This is a genomic window from Nitrosomonas supralitoralis (assembly GCF_003011925.2).
GTDB classification, from domain to species: domain Bacteria; phylum Pseudomonadota; class Gammaproteobacteria; order Burkholderiales; family Nitrosomonadaceae; genus Nitrosomonas; species Nitrosomonas supralitoralis.
The window spans coordinates 34,884-54,453 of the sequence record NZ_PXXU01000011.1 but is presented as its reverse complement, the minus strand read 5'-3'; the positions used below and the strand labels follow the sequence as shown (position 1 = coordinate 54,453).

13 protein-coding genes and 1 tRNA gene are annotated in these 19,570 nt (G+C 43.9%); all 14 read right to left on the bottom strand.

Annotation, left to right across the window (positions count from 1 at the left end; genetic code table 11):
- Positions 1 to 92: 92 nt before the first annotated feature.
- Entirely contained in the window at positions 93 to 1,205 is a 1,113-nt protein-coding gene (locus tag C7H79_RS05475; RefSeq protein WP_197714595.1) for a glycosyltransferase family 4 protein, read from the bottom strand.
- The gene (murJ, locus tag C7H79_RS05470) at positions 1,205 to 2,557 is read right to left on the bottom strand and encodes a murein biosynthesis integral membrane protein MurJ (protein WP_106706282.1); all 1,353 of its coding nucleotides are present in this window, start codon (positions 2,555 to 2,557) and stop codon (positions 1,205 to 1,207) included. The genes C7H79_RS05475 and murJ overlap by 1 nt, the downstream gene beginning before the upstream one ends.
- Before the next feature lie 40 nt (positions 2,558 to 2,597).
- Positions 2,598 to 3,692, bottom strand: a complete 1,095-nt coding sequence (locus tag C7H79_RS05465) for an NAD-dependent epimerase/dehydratase family protein (RefSeq protein ID WP_106706281.1) — start codon at positions 3,690 to 3,692, stop codon at positions 2,598 to 2,600.
- 2 nt (positions 3,693 to 3,694) lie between these two features.
- Positions 3,695 to 4,975: a nucleotide sugar dehydrogenase gene (locus tag C7H79_RS05460; RefSeq protein ID WP_106706280.1), complete on the bottom strand. Its 1,281-nt coding sequence runs from the start codon at positions 4,973 to 4,975 to the stop codon at positions 3,695 to 3,697.
- Positions 4,976 to 5,113: 138 nt separating this feature from the next.
- Complete coding sequence (locus tag C7H79_RS05455; RefSeq protein ID WP_172592363.1) at positions 5,114 to 6,583, bottom strand: MraY family glycosyltransferase; 1,470 nt, start codon at positions 6,581 to 6,583, stop codon at positions 5,114 to 5,116.
- 35 nt (positions 6,584 to 6,618) lie between these two features.
- On the bottom strand, positions 6,619 to 8,895 hold the full coding sequence (locus C7H79_RS05450) for a polysaccharide biosynthesis tyrosine autokinase (protein WP_106706278.1): 2,277 nt from the start codon (positions 8,893 to 8,895) through the stop codon (positions 6,619 to 6,621).
- Between the two features lie 24 nt (positions 8,896 to 8,919).
- Complete coding sequence (locus C7H79_RS05445; RefSeq protein WP_106706277.1) at positions 8,920 to 10,131, bottom strand: polysaccharide export protein; 1,212 nt, start codon at positions 10,129 to 10,131, stop codon at positions 8,920 to 8,922.
- A 623-nt stretch (positions 10,132 to 10,754) separates the two neighbouring features.
- Complete coding sequence (gene glmS / locus C7H79_RS05435) at positions 10,755 to 12,599, bottom strand: glutamine--fructose-6-phosphate transaminase (isomerizing) (RefSeq protein WP_106706275.1); 1,845 nt, start codon at positions 12,597 to 12,599, stop codon at positions 10,755 to 10,757.
- 260 nt (positions 12,600 to 12,859) lie between these two features.
- Complete coding sequence (locus tag C7H79_RS05425) at positions 12,860 to 13,288, bottom strand: low molecular weight protein-tyrosine-phosphatase (protein WP_106706274.1); 429 nt, start codon at positions 13,286 to 13,288, stop codon at positions 12,860 to 12,862.
- A 79-nt stretch (positions 13,289 to 13,367) separates the two neighbouring features.
- Positions 13,368 to 14,459: a lipocalin-like domain-containing protein gene (locus C7H79_RS05420; protein ID WP_106706273.1), complete on the bottom strand. Its 1,092-nt coding sequence runs from the start codon at positions 14,457 to 14,459 to the stop codon at positions 13,368 to 13,370.
- Between the two features lie 215 nt (positions 14,460 to 14,674).
- Positions 14,675 to 15,460 carry a PEP-CTERM sorting domain-containing protein gene (locus tag C7H79_RS05415; protein ID WP_106706272.1) on the bottom strand — a complete coding sequence of 262 codons (786 nt, stop codon included), beginning with the start codon at positions 15,458 to 15,460 and terminating at the stop codon, positions 14,675 to 14,677.
- Between the two features lie 684 nt (positions 15,461 to 16,144).
- The gene (locus C7H79_RS05410; RefSeq protein ID WP_106706271.1) at positions 16,145 to 17,296 is read right to left on the bottom strand and encodes a glycoside hydrolase; all 1,152 of its coding nucleotides are present in this window, start codon (positions 17,294 to 17,296) and stop codon (positions 16,145 to 16,147) included.
- 421 nt (positions 17,297 to 17,717) lie between these two features.
- The gene (locus C7H79_RS05405) at positions 17,718 to 18,881 is read right to left on the bottom strand and encodes a glycoside hydrolase (RefSeq protein WP_106706270.1); all 1,164 of its coding nucleotides are present in this window, start codon (positions 18,879 to 18,881) and stop codon (positions 17,718 to 17,720) included.
- A 471-nt stretch (positions 18,882 to 19,352) separates the two neighbouring features.
- Positions 19,353 to 19,428 (bottom strand) — tRNA-Asn (locus C7H79_RS05400).
- Positions 19,429 to 19,570 lie beyond the last annotated feature (142 nt).

The following is a 19,570-nucleotide window of genomic DNA, read 5'->3' as shown; positions in this document are numbered from 1 at the left end:
TTCCTAAACTCCCTTAAATTTCTTTCATTCGGCTGTGTAGCTTACAAGATTTATCTGGCTCATCTTCTGTATTCCCTATGTGATTCGGATGATTATTTTGCGCGCTCTAAAAATAAATTGGCCCACTTTTCTGCAACCAAGTCGATTGAGAACCGCTCACGCACCTCTACTGCCCGATTGGCAAAGCGTTGGCGTAAAGCGGCATCGTCCATCAGTCGATCCAGCGCTGCGGTCAAACTAACCTGATTACCTGGTGGTACAAGCAGCCCATCCACCTCATGACAAATGATGTCGCGCGGGCCAGTATCGCAATCAAAACTCACAGTTGGCACGCCATAGGCCATTGCCTCAACAAGCGCGTTGGGGAAACCTTCAAATCGTGAGCTTAATACAAAAAGATCGGCGCGCTCATACCAATCACCCACGTTGCCGGCCCTGCCAGGCAACAAGACCCGACTTTGCAAGCCTAGCTGCCGCACTAGTATTTCTAAATCTAAATGCAAAGGTCCTTCACCGAGGATGACCAGATCCCAATCAGGATGTCGACTAGTGAGTGATTTGAAAACATCTATTAATAAATCGAATTGCTTCTCAGCGGACAAACGCCCCACCGCAAGCAGCAACTTTCTCCCCTTTTGACACACCTCGTCGACTTCGAGCAGCGGTTGATGATTTGTCAGTGGCCATTTGACCGGATTGGGAATTACCACCACATTTTTTGCATTGGTATTGAAGTCAATCCATGCAGCCCCCTCGTTTGACTGAGCTACCACAGCAACCAAGAGGCCATAACCATAGCTTCGTAACCGCTCCCACAATGCACCTAGCGGGTACTGTGGCGGATGAGTGCGCTCTGATCCCACAGTTCGGATTCTTAACCTCAACGAAGCAAGCGCCAACAAGATATTCGCCGTTGTCATCATCCCTAATGCTACATCTGGTTTGATGTCGCACAGCACCCGCCGAACTGCCAGCACGCGGTGCACGTTATGAAGCAACCCAATAAATACATTACTACTTTCGCCGCCCAACTCTAACGCCACACGCTTGATGGATGCACTCAATTCGTAGAAGTCATCACTTTGCGGTGTGAGTGTGACGATGCTGATCTCCCATCCCTTCGCTGCCCAGTAATTAGCGAGAGTTGCAGTGACGCGTTCGGCACCACCACCACCCATGGAGTTGACAAGAATAAGTAACCGCATCAGGATGCATCCATTTGCTTTGCATTAACACTAACGAACCAATAAAGCAGTGCACATGAGCACAAGTACATGACGGCCGTGGCTGAGATAATGCCGTTGATGCCCATCAATGGGATGAAGACAAAGTTCGCGATGACTTTGACGAACAAGTTTACTATCGCACTGGTCGCAATCAACTTGTGTTTCCGCTGGCTTGCCAGCAGCGAAACCAACACCAACCCAGCAAAGTAAAATGGTATTTGCACTAAGCCATAGCGCAAAACTTCCGTTACAGCTTGTGTATCACGGGCGATGAATGCGCCGCGCTCAAAGAGCAATTTTACCGCCCAAGGTGCTAACCACCAACCAACAATCATGGTGGCCACGCCTAACACAAACATGATACGCACCCAATGAACCGCAACACTTCGAAGGTGTAACCCGTCACCACCTTGTGCCTGAACACGGGAAAAGACCGGCAGAGTTGCACGCGACACTGACATGGCACCCAAGCCAAGTAGCAACGCCAGGATGCGGTTAGTATAACTTAGCGTTGCTATAGCCCCCGTGCCCAGATGTGCCGCAAAAAATTGATCGACGATGCCAATGAAGCTCATTAGCGCCTGACCTGCCACCATGATGCCGAAGCCTTGCCAAAAAACAGGCCATTGGGATGATTTGAGTTTGAAACAAGGTAGTTCGATCTCACCTCTTCTCGCCAATGGAAAGGCAAGGCTAACAAGATGAAAAGCAACGCCGACCACAGTACCCCATATCAGTGGTTCCGCTCCGCCGCTTGGAAATATAAGTACAGCTACCAATAGCACTATGGCTGGCACACCTTCCAATAGTGTGTTGGCTTGTCGACCTGCTGTCATCATCCAGACAGAAAATAGGCTGACGAGCAAGCCCAACGGAGCCAACAGGGCAAGACCAGCCACCATACTGATAGCGATAGCCACTGTTGTTGGTGGCAAACCCGTACTCTGGCTGTGCAAAAGATACGGTAACCCTATCCACAGCACTAAGCTCACTATCACACCAAGCAGAAGCGCTAAGCCAAATAGTTCTGATCTGAATTTTGTAAGCTCCAATGGCGCGCCTTGCCTGATTCTTGCCGCTAGCGGTACAAGCACAATCGTGAGGACACTGAACCATACATTAACAGGCCAGTTCACCAAGTTAAAAATAAAAAGGTAGGCATCTACCTCTTCGCTCACCCCATAGCGGTAGGCAATCGCCATTTCTTTCGCTGCACCGGCAAGTTTACCAAGGAACACAAATAGAATCACCCATGCCATTCCAGACGCAATGGCATGATGATCTGGATGCGTTTTGGTAATGCGTTCCCTAGCTGCCTTGAGAAGCTTCATATTTGGGATAGAAATGCGCTTTGCTCGGTTCGATTAATACTCAATTTTTCCCTTGCTGTGTTAAATGTTGCACATACCACGACATCGCAATCTTTAGGCCTTCGCCAATTCGATGGATGGGCTGGTAACCCAATAACGTGGTAGCTTTGCTGATGTCGGCCAGAGAATGGCGCACGTCCCCTGCTCGGAAATCACGATATACGGGCTTCACGCCTTGCAGGTGAGAATGGCTGTGCAGCAAGTTGATATGAAGCTGCTCATAAAGCTGATTGAGCGTGGTGCGGTCACCAACGGCGACATTATAGATTTGATTGGTGGCGTCAGGATTTTCAGTGGTGGCAGCAAGCAGGTTGGCTTCCACGGTATTTTCAATGTAGCAGAAATCGCGACTGGTTTCGCCATCGCCATTGACAAATACCGGCTCGCCTTTGATCATGCTGGCAATCCATTTGGGGATAACAGCTGCATACGCTCCATTAGGATCCTGGCGTGGACCGAATACATTGAAATAACGCAAGCCGATAGTATTAAATCCATACGTGCGAGCGAAAACATCGGCATAAAGCTCGTTGACATATTTTGTGACGGCGTAGGGCGATAGCGGCTTGCCGATTTTGTCTTCCACTTTGGGCAAGCCGGGATGGTCACCATAGGTAGAGCTGCTCGCTGCATAGACAAAACGCTTTATTTTGGCATCACGAGCGACAACCAACATGTTGAGAAAACCACTGATGTTGGTTTCATTAGTAGCGATGGGATTTTCGATTGAGCGTGGAACCGAACCAAGAGCAGCCTGGTGAAGCACATATTCAACGGGGATGTCTGCATTCGTTACTGGATTCCCACCTTCGCGGGAATGACGAAATGACATGGCGCGGTGGCAGTCATCCAGTTTGCGGATGTCACCTTGAATGAAGTGAAAATTACCCCATTGTGCTGGTGTTACCAATGCTTGCACTTCATCCAGGTTGCGCTGGTAGCCGGTGGCGAAGTTATCCAGTCCAACCACGTACTGGTTAAGCTTGAGCAGGGTTTCAAGCAGGTTGCTGCCGATGAAACCCGCTACGCCAGTAATGAGCCATGTGTGTGGCTCGGTGGCAAGTAGGTTCTTGAGTTGACTATACGAATCAGTCATCGTTACAAACGCCACAACTTGTATCCAGCCGCTTCGATTGCTTCTTGAGGATAAGCCGACTTGATGTCGACAAATACTCCGCCCGCTTTTAAATTGGACGCCATCAGATCAAAGGGTTTGTTTGTGTATTCAGTATGAGCCACGGCCGCTACTATGGCATCCGCCTGCTTCGGAAGCGCATCCCACTCGGTGAGAGTAATGCCGTATTCGTGAATCGCCTCTTCCGGATCAGCCAATGGATCGTGTACACTGACTTCACATCCAAATTCCTGTAGTTCTCTCACCAAATCAGCAACCTTACTGTTGCGCAGATCTGCGCAATTTTCTTTGAAGGTGAGTCCCAGCACGATGATCTTGGATCCTTTGACTGCTCCACCTGCCTTGATGATTTGCTTCACAGTTTGCTGTGCCACGTAGGCTGTCATACCGTCATTGATACGACGCCCTGCCAGAATAACTTGCGGGTGGTAACCAACCATATCTGCTTTATGGGTCAGGTAATACGGATCAACGCCGATGCAATGTCCGCCAACCAGACCAGGGCGAAATGGCAGAAAGTTCCACTTGGTACCCGCCACTTTCAACACTTCCAGCGTATCGATGCCGATCTTATCGAAAATAATCGCCAGTTCGTTCATCAGGGCGATATTCAGATCGCGCTGGGTATTTTCAATGACCTTGGCGGCTTCTGCCACCTTGATACTGCTGGCTGGATAAACGCCTGCGGTGATAATTGACCCGTAGATTTCGGTGACAGTTTTCAATGTTTCCGGTGTGTCGCCGGAAACAACTTTCACGATTTTGGTGACAGTTCGCTCTTTATCACCGGGATTGATGCGCTCCGGACTGTAGCCGACAAAGAAATCTTTTTTCCATTTCAGGCCGGAATGTTTTTCGATCAATGGAATGCACACCTCTTCGGTCGCACCGGGATAGACGGTGGATTCATACACCACAATCGCACCACGCTTGATGTGTTTCCCAACGGCTTCGGAGCTTTTGATGAGTGCCGTGAAATCGGGCTGGTTTGCTTTATCCACGGGCGTGGGAACGGCCACAATAATAAAACCCGCGTCGTTTAATGCCTGTGGATCGGTGTGATAGCTCAGTTGCGTTGCCGCACGCAAATTCTCCGATGAGACCTCGCCGGTCGGGTCAACGAAATTGCGATATGCTGCAATTTTTCCTGCAGAAAGATCGATCCCGGTCGTGGAATATTTTTTGCCGAACTCGACTGCCAGTGGCAGCCCAACATAACCAAGACCAACAATCGCTATTTTCATGAAAAAACACCTCTATTGAATATATAAGTTAATTAACGAAACTCTGAACAACTGTCATTTCCATCACAGCGAAAAATCTAGTGTGTTAATTACCAAAGTTTCCTCATTGCGTCCGGAATGACAAATACCATTTCGACTTCAACGTAAAACTTCAAATGACAGCGCTTGTGGTCCCAACTCGCGACGACCCTTGTCTTTGGACTCACCGAAGGCACTTCCATCATTAATAATTTCCGGATCAGAGTCTGTTTTACGACTAAAAAATTGGTGTAGATGGATGCCTCGTTGCTCTATTAACCGCCATTGTAGCGACGCCATACACTGCCTTAGTGTTTCTCTCGAGATATCATCCTTTTTATCAAGCCAGATACTAAATGTAATCGCATAACGTTTTCCTGGATGATGGGGTTCCGATGATTTCCTGAAGATCCTTATCCAGAAATTCATCTCGGCTCCCAATTCATCACTGAGTGAATTGGCAAGCACTTCCGTTTCTTTAGCCGAATAACTGCCAATGAGAATTTTGCTATTCGAAACAGGTGCAAACCCTAATCGAGTATTAAGCAGTGTATCGAATTTCCGAAGTAGCGATATAAAATTCTCAGGATGATAAGTCAAGTAGAAGTACCCGCTTAAGATCAGTAGAAAACCCAGTAGCATGGCAAGTTCCGGAACATTTAAATACATGCCTGCGAGTCCGATTATTCCAATCAGACTATGTAACAGAACCATCGTAAAAACGATTTCATTGACCCTGAAACCGGATCTCATCAACAAGTGATGCAAGTGCTGCCGGTCCGGAGTGAAAGGAGATTGGCCCGCACATATCCGGCGCAACATGACACCGAACATATCCATGAGCGGAACGGAAAACAACCAAATCGCTGTTACCGGTGTTATGGATGGATTGGGATCTTGCGCAATATCCACCAGCAGCCAGGCAAACATCACTCCAAGCAGCATGCTGCCATTATCACCGAGAAAAACTCGTGCGTATTTTTGATAGGGATGACGCAGGTTAAAATACAGAAAGCCAGACACACCACCGGCAAGCGCACAAATCAATATCAGATTGTGCTGATCTCGTGCAATGTATGCCGTAGTGCCCATTAACAATAAGCTCACCAGCGCAATTGATCCTGAAAGTCCATCGGCACCATCCACCATGTTAAGTGCATTGATTCCACCAATCGTGGCAATAAGCGTAAAAATAATACCAAACGCTCCCAGTTGCAGAGGGAATCCAAAAAGCAATCCTCCCAGTTCATCCACCACGACACCGCCACCCAGAATCATAATAAGCGCAACCAAGGCTTGTATTGCAAGACGCAGTCTATAGCCGAGCTTAATTGCATCGTCTACGAAACCAGTAACCCAGATAAGGATGGAACAAATAAGCAGGGCAATACATTTCTGGAACTGCTCAGAATGAAGGTTAATTAATATAGTGATTGCAAAACACAAAACCGCCAGCACCCCTATCCCGCCAACAAACGGTGTATTGATATCATGCAGTTTATGATGATCATCAGGCTTGTCGGTCAAATTAAGGGTACGCATTAATGAAATAGCAATCTGAATAGCCAGTATTGAAAAAAGAAGGCTCATCAAAAATACAAAAACGACAAGAATATTCATGATTTTTATTTAGATTTCTGATAGCTATATTGATATACATACTTGTTGCCATACTGATAACCATAGCCATAGCGTGATGAAGACAGGGGCATGTCATTAAACACGATGCCCTTGATGGCGGCTCCCGACTGGGAAAATCTTCTTATGCTTTGCTCCAGTTCCCGTTTGGTATGTAATCCGGCTTTTATGACCATGAAGGCGGCCCCCGCCATCCGGCCAATAATGGCAGCATCCGTAACCGCGAGGATGGGCGGCGAGTCGATAATAACTAAATCATATTGTGCGGCAAATCCATTAAGGAGCTGACCGAAACGATCATGCAGCAATAATTCCGATGGATTCGGTGGAATTGTTCCCGTAGGAATAAAATCGATATCGGCCAGTGATATTTTGCGGGTAGCATCCTGCACGGATACGGTGTTTAAAATTATTTCAGACAGTCCATTTTCCCTGTTTATCCCCAATGATTTATTAATTGCACCCTTCCGCATGTCGGCATCGATCAGTAATATTTTCCTTCCGGCATCCGCCATGACTGTAGCCAGGTTAGTGGCAACGAATGATTTGCCAACCCCCGGGCTGGGACCGGTAATCACGATGATATTATTTTGCGCTTCGAGCAAGGAAAAATGTATGGTGGTGCGCAAACTGCGCAAGCTCTCAATTGCAGCATCGTCCTTGTTTCTCAGTGACAGAATGACAGGTCTGTTCCTCCTGATCGAGGTGGAAGACTTGCTCAATTCTTTGTTAAGCAACTCCTGATTTTTACTGTGTGAAATGGTGGCATACACGGGAATATGCAATTGTTTCTCGATCAAATCCGGATCTTCGATGCCACGCAATAACGATTTGCGAACAAATACCGCTACCACACCTAAAAGTAGTCCTAATGCAAAGGCCACTCCGACAATCAAAGGTTTGTTGGGTTTAATCGCTTTGTCAGGCAATACAGCATAATCAATCACTCTTACGTCGCCAACAGTACCTGCCTTGGCTACTCGTATTGTCTGCGCATTATTGAGTAAAGTGCTATAAAGACTCGTGCTGACCTGCACATCCCCGGATAGCCCCAGAATGACTTGCTGTGTTTCCGGCAATGCCTTGATCATTTTGCTATGAGATTGCAACTGCTCCTGCAATCGTGCAATCTGCTTGTCAATTGCTATAACGTTTGGATGGGATTCGGTGAACTTTTGCCTCAATTCCTCACGTTTTTGTTGCAGCAGCGTCATTTGGGTTTTTATTTCCACCACCCCGGTCAGAATATTCGTTGTCTCAATATCCAGGTTGATAGACCCTTTTTTGTTCTTATACTCGTTCAGGACACGTGTAGCGGCCTCCATCTGATCTTTGAGTATAGGTAGCTGCTTATCCAGAAATTCCAATGTTTTCTGCGATTCGGCAGATTTATACTCAACATTCTGCTGCACATAAATATTAGCTATTTCATTCAAAACACGAACTGCCTGATCAGCGCGGTGCGATTCAAGCGTTAACTCCAGTATCCCTGTGTTCTTGCCTTTCTCGGACACTGTCAAATTGTCTCTCAGTTGACGTATTGCACTATTACCGGATTGTCGCTTCAGGGAAAATTGCGTGCCAGGCCGTGCTTTTAGGTGGGATACAAAAATGCTAACAGGCTGTTGCATGCCTTCAATTTGTTGGCTTTCCAGCGTACCGACTGCGCCTTCAAGCACTAACTCATCTTCATAAATGATCTGAAACTGACCATGTTGTCCGGCCAGCAAGATTAATTCCTCATCCAGCAATTGGTCAGGCACGGTCAAGGTACTGACTTTAATAGTTTCACCACCCCAGGCATACTGGTCCAAGCCAAATACCGGACTGGAAACCGCATTATCCGGGTTACGTTGTTCAAATCTTCTTGCAATCGCATTGCCCGCATAGGGAAACCACTTCGGCCTGGCAATAATCTCCAAATCCAGATTCTTAACGACTGCTCCCAACACCTTTCTGGATTTGATCAGTTCAATTTCAGCCATCACCGGGAGCTTGTTTCCGAATATATCGCTTAATGGTTCCATCCCCATCATGGCTTGTGACTTCTCATTCACCTGAAGCATGGCATCAACTTTATAAATCGGCGTATCAAGAAAGGCCTTGGCTATACCCATAGAGAAGACAGCGAGTGTAATCACCATGACAAGCCATTTGCCATCAATCAATATGCCGAGCAAATCACCCAGATCGATGACATCATCCTCGTTATTGGATTCGTACTGTGTCAGATCTTTAGTTTTCTCTGCGGGCGAGTTAAGCATAGTGTGGTTTGCAATAATAAAATATCAAGGAAATGATCTAAATGGTTGCACTCTTAATGAGCCATCGAATAGATTCAGCAATTGAACGGTTGGTTGTATTTGATTAATAATCTGGTTCCAGCGAATACCTTCAGCGCGATCCACAAAAACTATATCTCGCGGTTGTAAAGGAAAGCGTTCTGCCAGGATGAGGGCATCTGGAGATCTAGCATCCAGATGATATATGGCTGATTCCCCCAGGCCGCTTCTGAATACAAATACCCTGGCTGCATCAGCAGTTTCCTGATCAAAACTGCCCCCTTCACTCAGTGCTTCAGTCAATGTCATACGCGCTTTATTCATAGCTACGCTTCGTGGCCTGCCCGTGTTGAAACCACGACCAATGGTCGTCTCTCCCAATACGAAAACTTTATTAAATTCATTATCTGGAACGTTCACTACATCGCCGTGTTTGAGCAGTACGTTTTGTCTGATATCGCCACCCTCGTACAGGCTCAGCAAGTTAATACTGTACGTTTTGTCTTCTCGGGTTAAAGTAATATTACGCAGATCAGCCTCGGGTTTTACCCCGCCAGCTCTATTGATCGCCTCCAGCACGGTTAGCGGTATATCCTGAACTAGATGAATTCCTGGCTGCGCAACTTCACCGACGACATAAACCCGCTGACTACGATATCCAGCTACGCGCACATCCAGCTGAACGTTTTCAATATATTTTGAAAGTTTTTGGGTTAATTCCGCGCGAATTTCCTCTACCGTTCTTCCAGCAGCTCGAATTACACCGGCGAAGGGATAAAAAAATGTACCGTCTTCTCCGACCACATTGCCTGCTGTCTCTGCACTACGAAATTCACCCGCGGGAATCGTCAACTCCGGATGACCCCAGACAGTGATATTGAGAATATCCCTGGGACCTACACGGTATTGATCGTAAGGCTCTTTTTCAGGAGTACCTTTGATGGCTTTAGAACCGATACGATAATTAAAGTAATGATTGGCGACGTTGTCAGGACCCAGGCTCCGATTATTTAAATCCCTTTCCATATCAATAATTAGTTGAGCATTAATTCTTTGAATGTTAAGTTTTTTTAAAACCGTTTCGTTATCTTCCGTAACTGGCATTTTCGTACTGGATTGAGTGGAAAAAGCTCTCATATGTTGCCCAGGTATCAAGGTACATGCTGCAAGCTGGCTTAATAGAATTAGAAGTAGAAAAAAGTTTATTCGCGAGAACATTATTTATCTTATATTTATCGAGTTATACAATTTCATAGAGTGACAGTTCCTGTTTCCTATTTTTCAGAATGATGCAGAGTTTATGACAAGACATTCATATCTCTTATCTAACTGTCATTGAAGAACTATCAGCGTTGCTGCTACGGTGTTAACAACAGGCTCAAATGATCTTTTACCAGACATAAACTGCGCTTTTTCGCTTGTTTCTGTCTGGTATCAATTGCCACAAAAATATTTTACAACGGCCTGCTAATTGCTTGATCACGGCAAAAATCCGACTCTCTTTAAATATTTTATATATTATAAATTTAAATACAGCCACTAAGAAGACAATCAACAAAGATGTATCCATCTTTGTTGCTTAACAGCCACACTTTCGATTGTTTCGATTTAACTATACGAGGTGATGAAAAACTGATGTCACTGCCTGTGATCAGATTCTTATTCTATTGGTTAAAAAAATGAATTTTTGGATCATGTCACTCATTAAATTCTGAAAAAATACACTTGCCATTCCAAACCTAGCGAGGAACCTTCAAAATCTTGTTCAGTCGCATGGATTTACGCTGCATACGAAATGACAGCGACTCAAAGACTGCTTGGCACGTTTTTTATGACTTAATTTACTCAACTGTTACCGCTTTCGCCAGGTTTCTTGGTTTATCAACATCTGTGCCTTTAACCAGTGCGACGTGATAAGCCAGTAACTGTAGAGGTATGACATGAAGAATTGGGCTCAGTAAACCGGCATGTTCGGGCAGGCGGATTACATGCAGATTTTCACTCGATGAAATCTGTGAATCTGCATCCGCAAAAACATAAAGTTCGCCACCACGTGCCTGCACTTCCTGCAAATTTGACTTAAGTTTACCCAACAACTGATCATTTGGAGCAACTGCAACCACCGGCATGTCCTTATCCACCAGAGCGAGTGGCCCGTGTTTCAATTCCCCTGCTGCATAAGCCTCAGCATGAATATATGAAATTTCCTTGAGTTTGAGGGCCCCTTCCATCGCGATAGGATAATGCACGCCGCGCCCAAGAAATAATGCATGATGTTTGTGTGCAAATCTTTTTGCCCAGACTTTCACTTGTGGCTCGACCTGTAAGGTATGTTGCAAAGCACTTGGTATATGACAGAGCGCTCCAATCATTCGCTGTTCATCTTCTTGGGTTAATCGATTCCGTATTTTTGCGAGTGTCACCGATAACAATAGAAGCGAAACCAACTGAGTAGTAAATGCCTTGGTCGAAGCAACCCCGATTTCCGGTCCTGCGCGAGTCAAAAAGCTTAATTCCGCTTGTCGAACCAACGCGCTTTCGGCTACATTGCATATGGCGAGGCTATGACGATGCCCCATTTTTTTTGCATAGGCCAGTGCGGCTAAAGTATCTGCCGTCTCACCTGATTGAGAAATTCCGATCACCAAAGTTGCTGGATCCGCAATTGGTTCACGATAACGATATTCGCTGGCTATTTCAACGCTACACGGCAACCCCGCCACAGTCTCGAGCCAATATCGGGCCACCAGGCCAGCATGATAACTGGTTCCACAGGCCAGGATTAGAACCCGGTTAATATTGGAAAATACTTTTTCATCTTCACGCCCAAATAAACCTGGAGTGATGCAGCGTGCACCTGATAACATTTCCAATGTGTTGGCTACAGCAGTTGGTTGCTCGAAAATCTCCTTCTGCATATAGTGCGTATAAGTTCCCAATCCAATATCTTCATTGGATAAATGCGTTTGATGAACGCTACGGCTGACCGGTTCGCCAAACTGGCTATTCAGACAATTTACAATCCTGAATCCATGACTGCTGAGCTCCGCAATGTCTCCATCTTCCAGAAATATGATATCGCGAGTCACTTGAAGTAAAGCCGACACATCTGATGCAACATAATGACCATCTTTTCCCACACCCAATATTAAAGGCGCTCCATGACGTGCAACAATAATACAATCCGGGTTCGTTTCTTCCATAACAGCTATGGCATATGATCCTTGCAATTCTGCAACAGACAAGCAAACAGCCTTGAATAAATCAGTTACTTCTCGCAGCTTGATAGCTATTAAATGTGCAATTACCTCGCTATCCGTATCTGATAAAAACCTGCATCCCTGTTTTTCCAGATAAGCGCGAATGTTTTCGTGATTCTCTATGATTCCATTATGTACAACAGCAATTCGAGATTCTTCTGAGAAATGAGGATGCGCATTACGCTCTGAAGGCGCGCCGTGGGTAGCCCATCGTGTGTGCGCTATGCCAGCAAGTCCTCGAACCTCTTGGTGTTCAACCAGTTTGCCAAGTTCGCTCACACGGCCTGTTGTACGTAATCTTTTTAATCCATAGTCAGCAATTACCAGGCCTGCCGAATCGTAACCCCTGTATTCGAGGCGTTGCAATCCTTCTATTAGAATGGGGACTACATTTGCATTTGCTATTGCGCCAACGATTCCACACATATGTACTTTGCCTCTTCAAATCAATAATTCAACAAAATGAAACTTTTCAACGAACGGAAATTCCAATTTTTAATCATTTTTAAAAATTAATACATCTATACCTTATCTATTCTGTCGTTTTGCATGGTTATTGCAAGCAGGGGAAATTTAATGATCGAAAAGACATTCTTTTTCAGGAGCAAATCGAAAGAAGAAAGAATAATATTTCAATTTACTTACATATGTCTCTGCTACTCAAGCTGTTCAGCTCACAGAACAAACTATAGCTTCCCCATCCATTGAGACACACCCTCTTCAATTAAGGAAAATGTTCTTTCAAAAAAATGCATCTCTTTTTGATATGGATCTGCAATATCAAAATTCCCCCATTCGCCCAAGCGAAAAATCTTTCCTCTTGCAGTTGGCTCATTTGCTTCAATAGTTTGCTTTTGGCTCAATTCCATGACCAGAATAAGTTCCGATCTGCGAATCATCTCCTGATTTAACTGGCAAGCACGATAGGCTGAAATGTCTATCCCTTTATTTATCATGAGTTGACATGCGTTCGGGTCCGGCGCATGCCCCACCAGCGCACTAAGACCCGCAGAACTCACTCTGCACTCCGACTTACCAGCTTCAATGAATGTTTGTTTAAATAATCCTTCAGCCATCGGGCTTCTGCATATATTCCCGACACAAACAACGAGCATATTTTTCAACAAGTTACAAATTATCCAAATAATCGTATTGATATATAAAAAAACTCAAGATCAGTTATTTTTTTACGTTTTAATGCATTTTATCCATGTAATACAGCTCCATAAAACCCTGACCTGTATGAGATCCTTGCACTTTAATCGCGCCTTCCCAATAAATATTGTAGGTAGTTAACATGGCATCAAACTCGTTGCTCTCATTTATGCTCTTGACTGAAAGATTTATATTTTTGGAGGGTATATTTATTACCCATTCAGTTGGATAAGCGATGTTTGATTGATTGCTGATCCATTTTTTACCAGGAATTACTTCAAAATCCTTCGCCAGCAACGTTTCAGTCTTTCCATGCTTGCTAATGCTGCCACTATAGAGAATAGGTTCGTTTGTTTCTTTATCACGCAATTGATAAATCATCACATCCGCTCCATCGTCTAATTGAAGGCTGAACCATTCCCACTTTAGCAGACCAACTAAAAATTCTCCCCATTGATGATCAAACCAGGAAATACCTGTCACCTTTTCAGTTTTGTCCCCAATTTTTATAACGCCCGCTGCATTCATGCGCGTGCGGGAGTAGTAATAGCTATCCCCGGCATCCTTCAATGGAATAATGCCATTTCCTCCATGAAGAGCCGGGGGTTGAGTATTTGTCAGGCCGAGATCGAGGCTGAACTTGTCGGTAATGATTTTTAATTTATCATTACCATTTCCTCCCATCATATGCCAGTCACCCTGGATAAATTCAAAGCTATTTTCCTTGTTTGAGGATGGATTACCCGCAGTTCTACGCTGAGCTTTATAGTGTCTGCCAGTTTGATGATCATTCAAAGAAGCATGACTAACCATATGATGAATCACGTTATTTATCAGGAACACCGTATAATGAAAACTAAATTCCTTACCAGACTCTGAACTTAGATGTCCGTTGTAGTACCACCATTCCATAGCCGCCTGATGAGGCGCATCATCTTTTGGCAGCGAAACCCGATCGCTTATGCCCGCCTGGCTTTCAAACCAATCATCAGTTGCCTGGGTATATAGCGCCTCATAGAAAAACCACGCACTGAATGCACAAACCGAAATCAGTATGATTAATGAAATAAATCGCGATCTCGAGAAACGAAATTTTCCATCTTTAGAGCGAGTTTTTCTGATTCTCCTCATGCCATTTCTGTAACACGTTTATTCATTCCCAGGAAGCTCTGAATAAGTCATATTTTCATTCCGAACGTAGAGAGAAAAATGGCATTTATTCCAAGAATCCTGGACTAGCTCCATAAAACAGCGCTTCTTTTAAAGAAGCGCTGCACCATCCCTGAGTAATACTTAAAGTTAATAATGTCTTTGGATTTTATTTCTGCAAATCCTACTTAGCGGAATCAGCCATTCTGACGAAGCCATTTTTTGGACATGAACAATCCAAACAGACCGAGAACCAGCAGATAAAGCATGGATGGTTCTGGAACTGCACTAATTGACAGTTGTGCTCCATTGAATAAAAAATCTTCGTAAGTGGATTGTGGATCCATTGGATTAAAACCAAATAAACCTACTGCAGTCAGAAATTGGGCAGGCAGTATTACTGAACCGTACATATTCGGTGCAATCAGATCAAACTCTAAATGTCCACTTAAACCGCTGCCATTCATGAGAGCAGTAACATCAAAATCATATCCGGCTGAAGTGGGATGTATGATTCCAACACCTGCAGCTGCCTGAATTAGTGAAAGCGCAGTAATGGGATTTGTCGTTAAGGGATTCTCAAATCCATCACTGCCAGGAAATGTCGTATTAAATGGAAAGAAGTTTGCGGAGTCAAACAATGGGCCCGTATTTTGCACTTCAACGGCTGACTGCGCTCCCATACTTGAGCCACCATCCCTGATATCCGTCAGCTTAGCCCATTCTCTCGGTAAATCTATTGCATTATATGGATTTAAAATGGTTGAGGCGTCATCAGACAAATATAAAGTCAATGTCGCTGATGTGACTTGACCTGGATTCCAGCTCGGGGTGTAATTTATGGAGCCGTTATAGGTTCCACTGCTTTCAGAAATTAAATCCGATACTGAGGCACTGTTAAACGTATATGTAGTGCTGGCCATTACTGCGCCGGCATTGAATAATATTAATGATATTCCCAAAATTCCAAATAGTTTCTTCATATTTTTTTCCTTATTATAAATTAACCTAAGCTCCAAATATCATTTAGCTGCAACGCAAATAGTTTTTCGACGGTCTGCTAGTGATACAAGTCTCAGGGTCGTACCATAGGTCGTTAATTCTTTACTTCACAGTAACTTTTCCGTGCATTCTTCATAAAACGATTCCGAATGCTCCGCCCAATTGATCGTTGGATTTTACAAGATTTACTGTTTAATAGAGTTTGATACTCTTTTTTAGCTGAATATAAGCAGGCGCCAGCATATCTCATTTAAACATTTAAAAAAATAGGGCAAATATCCTATTTTTCATAGGAAATTTGCCCTATTTTGTAGGATAAATTTAACTGTGTGCGAGAGAAAAACAGAGAAATCGATTTAAACAAAAAAAAAACGGCACAGGAACATACAGAAAAAGAATGGCATCTACCTTAAAAAATTGATATCAAGATTATTTAACCGAATCGATAATGAATTTTGACTAAAAAGGCAGGGATCGTTTGATAAGTTAACAATATTCACAACTCTGGTCAGACAGCGGCATAGACTCTATGTTGCACAAGAAAGAAAAATCTCCGAAAAAACACATAACCCGTGTCATCCGGAAATTTTTCTTCATTACAATACCACAGAAAAATTCGCACAGCTGTGCAAAGCTCTTTTTATTACTACCCAATACAGCATAGCCTAGCTAGTACAAGATGAATAGGCACTGGGACATTTAGGATTTAATCCTCCCGCAGGAGCATTTCTTTGCCCTTTCCAGTTTAATACTTCCAATACTTTCGCGTAATGCTTCTCCCGTGTCCAGAAGATATAGTTGGCATTTAAAGTATCTCGTGCAAATGCCAGGATCTGAGAAATAGTTGGTACATAGCCCGTACCATCGCCTTTCGTGTTTTTATAATTATTTGACATAACCGTGGGAACCATGGGAATAGTGCCAGCAAACTCTGAATAGTAATTATAAACTCCCTGGTTGGGGTCATATTTTGTTGCCTCAAAGAGCAAACCTTTTTCCTCAATAAAAGTATCCGGACTACTCAATGCAGTTCCAATATTTTTGAGTCTGCCTACGAATGATGCGAGGATGGGGCGCGGATAATTTACTTCCTGAATCGTCATTGTATTGGGGAAAAACAAACGCATTTGCTTCTGCACAATGATCTTATTGTTATAAAAATTAGTTACCTGGGTCTTGGTAAGTGGTTTGATAGGCTCTCCCATAGCGCTTTCTATCATGCTGATACCCTCAAAATAAGGATGCGAGTTGTAACGCTTCCCCATTGCCCTGAATAAGGCGGTCAGGCGATTCTGCACTTGCAAATTCCATAACTTAATATTACGCCCGGTGACTACTTTATTTCCATAATCACTAATATCAAATTCACCGCCTTCATATTCCGCCGTCTTCATATAGTTTGGCACAACTTGTCTTTTATTGAATGATTTAGTTTGCACCTGAATAACTAGGCGCTTTCCTCTGGAGGACAGCTCAGCAAGACGTTTATCAATCGATGAAAAATCATACACACCTTTTGATTTTTCCAGATCATTCCAAAAATACCGTATCATCATTCCTTTCAATGCAGGTGTAGCTTTGAGCTCACTATATACCTGTGATAAGTAGGTGGCATTGTTCTTTTGCGAACCTCTTATGATGTAATAGTGACCTGGGTGCCATTTGACAGCAGTGGGATCTGACGTTGCCGCCACGGCTCCTGACGGCACATACATCATACTGATGCACAACAATATTGCGATCAGCAGTTTATGTGCCATGTCATTTGGCTTGCTTGTGGTCGGTGTTAAATGACTGATATGAATATTGATATTCATAGAATAATTCCTCTCTAAAGTAAAAAGATAGGAACTGAGAGAATACGCTGCGAATTTTTTGCTCGAGATCCTTGCATTGTTATTAGAAAGTAAAACGAGTAGCGCGATCTAACAGTTCTGTGATCTGAATTTGCCCATGCTCTGAGAGTCACACGGACTCTCAGTGAGCTATTGAAAAAAGTGTCCTAAGGCGTCTTACCAGGTAGAAACGAATGGAAGTTACAGTTTATGACTGAAATGAGCATTCTGAGTCTGCACTTAGAACAACAACGGCAACTAAAAAGCCTTTCATCTGCCTGCTGAACGGTGGCATAGTTTGCCAGATGCTAAATTGAGAATAGAATCTCCTAAAAACATAAAACACGTTTCATATGGAAATCATTTCCCTGCATGAACGGTCGTTCAAAATCAAACGAACCCTCTAATCAACACAAGATGAATAAGCGGCTGGGCAGGTGGGATTTAATCCGCCAGCAGGAGCATTCTTTTGCGCACTCATATTTAAAACTTCCAATACTTGCGCGTAATGCTTCTCCCGTGTCCAGAAGATATAGTTGGCATTTAAAGTATCTCGTGCAAATGCCAGGATTTGAGAAATAGTTGGCACATAGCCCGATCCATCACTTTTCGTGTTTTTATAATTTTTAGACATTATCGTGGGCACCATAGGAATCATCCCAGCATAATCTGAATAGTAATTATAAATTCCCTTATTGTGGTCGTTCTCTGTTGATTGATAGAGCAAACTTTTTTGCTCGAGAAAAGTATCCGGACTGCTCAATGCCGTCCCGACATCTTTGAGGCTACCCACGAATGTTGCAAGGATTGAGCGCGGATAATTCACTTCCTGAATCGTCATCGTGTTGGGAAAAAACAAACGCATTTGCTTCTGCACATAGATCACATTGTCGTAGAACGCGGTCACTTGTTCATTAGTGAGTGGTTCCATAGGTTGCCCCATGGCGGTTTCAATCATACCGATACCCTCAAAGTTTGGATGCGAGTTGTAACGCTCACCCATTGCCTTGAATAAGGCAATCAGACGATCCCGCACTTGGGGATTCCATAATTTAATGTTACGTCCAGCTATTTCATTACCCCCAAAATTACTAATATAAAATTCACCACCTTCATATTCAGTTTTCTTCAAGTAATTCGGCACTACTTGCCTGCCATTAAATGATTTTGTTTGTACCTGAATAACCAGTCGTTTTCCTCTGTCGGTCAGTTCAGCAAGACGTTTATCAATGGATGAAAAATCATACACTCCATTTGAATCTTCCAGATCTGCCCAGAAATACCGGATCATCATTCCATTTAATACGGGTGTTGCATCGAGTTCACTGTACACCTTTGATAAGTATGCAGTATTGTTTTTTCGTGAGCCTTTTATTATGTAGTAGTGCCCGGGATGCCATTTGACTGCAGAGGAGTTCGGCGTTGCAGCTACGACTCCCAGCGGGGCCAGGATCAGCCATACACAAAACCATAGTAAGGCCAATGATATAAGGGTGCGGTTATTTCGCTCGTTGGCGAAAGGTGTTCTGAAACTGACTCTCAATAAAGCTTGAGTGTTGACACTCATATATTAATTCTCCTTTAAAGTTAAAAGATTAGAACTTCATGAATGAGCTTCGAATTTTTATTTCTTGAGATCCGCATGATCTTATTAGAAAGTAAAACGAAAGCGCTATCCAACAGGTCGGTCTTCTTATTTGCTCTTCCTCTGCGAGCTTGAAAGACTCCTGGCAAGCCATTGAAAAAAGTGTTCCAAGAAGTCGTTACTCAGAAACATGGTGTGGTTAAGGTCTGAAAAAATAAGCAACTTGATCACGCGCCTGGCACAACAGCGGCGACACAAAAGCGCTATGTCTCAAGTGATAAGGTCCAATCGGCCCTACAAGGAATATTTAAAGCAACTTGCGAATGAACTGCGTATTAATGGCAATCAAGCTGATATAAGCGAGCAATAATTCAATGCTCGCTCAAGAGGATATGTATCGGATAAGAATCTATAATTAATTCTTGAGATATAAGATCCCGATTTATATCTGAATGGCTCCCCGACCAGGGCTCGAACCTGGGACCTGCGGATTAACAGTCCGTCGCTCTACCAACTGAGCTATCAGGGAATTGATGAGATGCGCATGTTAACGTTTTGGAGCTTCAGGGTCAACCATGATGTTCACTCAAATACTAAAAATTATGCCAGATTAAGTCTTTTGAGTCCTTTCTGATTTTGAGTGGCTGTGCGATACAATATCAACAGTCGCA

What these genes read in the sequence shown, in the direction of transcription:
- C7H79_RS05450 (WP_106706278.1), bottom strand. Translation starts at nt 8,895, where the DNA reads ATGCTTAACTCGCCCGCAGAGAAAACTAAAGATCTGACACAGTACGAA.
- glmS (WP_106706275.1), bottom strand. Translation starts at nt 12,599, where the DNA reads ATGTGTGGAATCGTTGGCGCAATAGCAAATGCAAATGTAGTCCCCATT.
- C7H79_RS05420 (WP_106706273.1), bottom strand. Translation starts at nt 14,459, where the DNA reads ATGAGGAGAATCAGAAAAACTCGCTCTAAAGATGGAAAATTTCGTTTC.
- C7H79_RS05410 (WP_106706271.1), bottom strand. Translation starts at nt 17,296, where the DNA reads ATGAATATCAATATTCATATCAGTCATTTAACACCGACCACAAGCAAG.
- C7H79_RS05465 (WP_106706281.1), bottom strand. Translation starts at nt 3,692, where the DNA reads ATGACTGATTCGTATAGTCAACTCAAGAACCTACTTGCCACCGAGCCA.
- C7H79_RS05415 (WP_106706272.1), bottom strand. Translation starts at nt 15,460, where the DNA reads ATGAAGAAACTATTTGGAATTTTGGGAATATCATTAATATTATTCAAT.
- C7H79_RS05425 (WP_106706274.1), bottom strand. Translation starts at nt 13,288, where the DNA reads ATGCTCGTTGTTTGTGTCGGGAATATATGCAGAAGCCCGATGGCTGAA.
- C7H79_RS05455 (WP_172592363.1), bottom strand. Translation starts at nt 6,583, where the DNA reads ATGAGCCTTCTTTTTTCAATACTGGCTATTCAGATTGCTATTTCATTA.
- C7H79_RS05445 (WP_106706277.1), bottom strand. Translation starts at nt 10,131, where the DNA reads ATGTTCTCGCGAATAAACTTTTTTCTACTTCTAATTCTATTAAGCCAG.
- C7H79_RS05460 (WP_106706280.1), bottom strand. Translation starts at nt 4,975, where the DNA reads ATGAAAATAGCGATTGTTGGTCTTGGTTATGTTGGGCTGCCACTGGCA.
- C7H79_RS05475 (WP_197714595.1), bottom strand. Translation starts at nt 1,205, where the DNA reads ATGCGGTTACTTATTCTTGTCAACTCCATGGGTGGTGGTGGTGCCGAA.
- murJ (WP_106706282.1), bottom strand. Translation starts at nt 2,557, where the DNA reads ATGAAGCTTCTCAAGGCAGCTAGGGAACGCATTACCAAAACGCATCCA.
- C7H79_RS05405 (WP_106706270.1), bottom strand. Translation starts at nt 18,881, where the DNA reads ATGAGTGTCAACACTCAAGCTTTATTGAGAGTCAGTTTCAGAACACCT.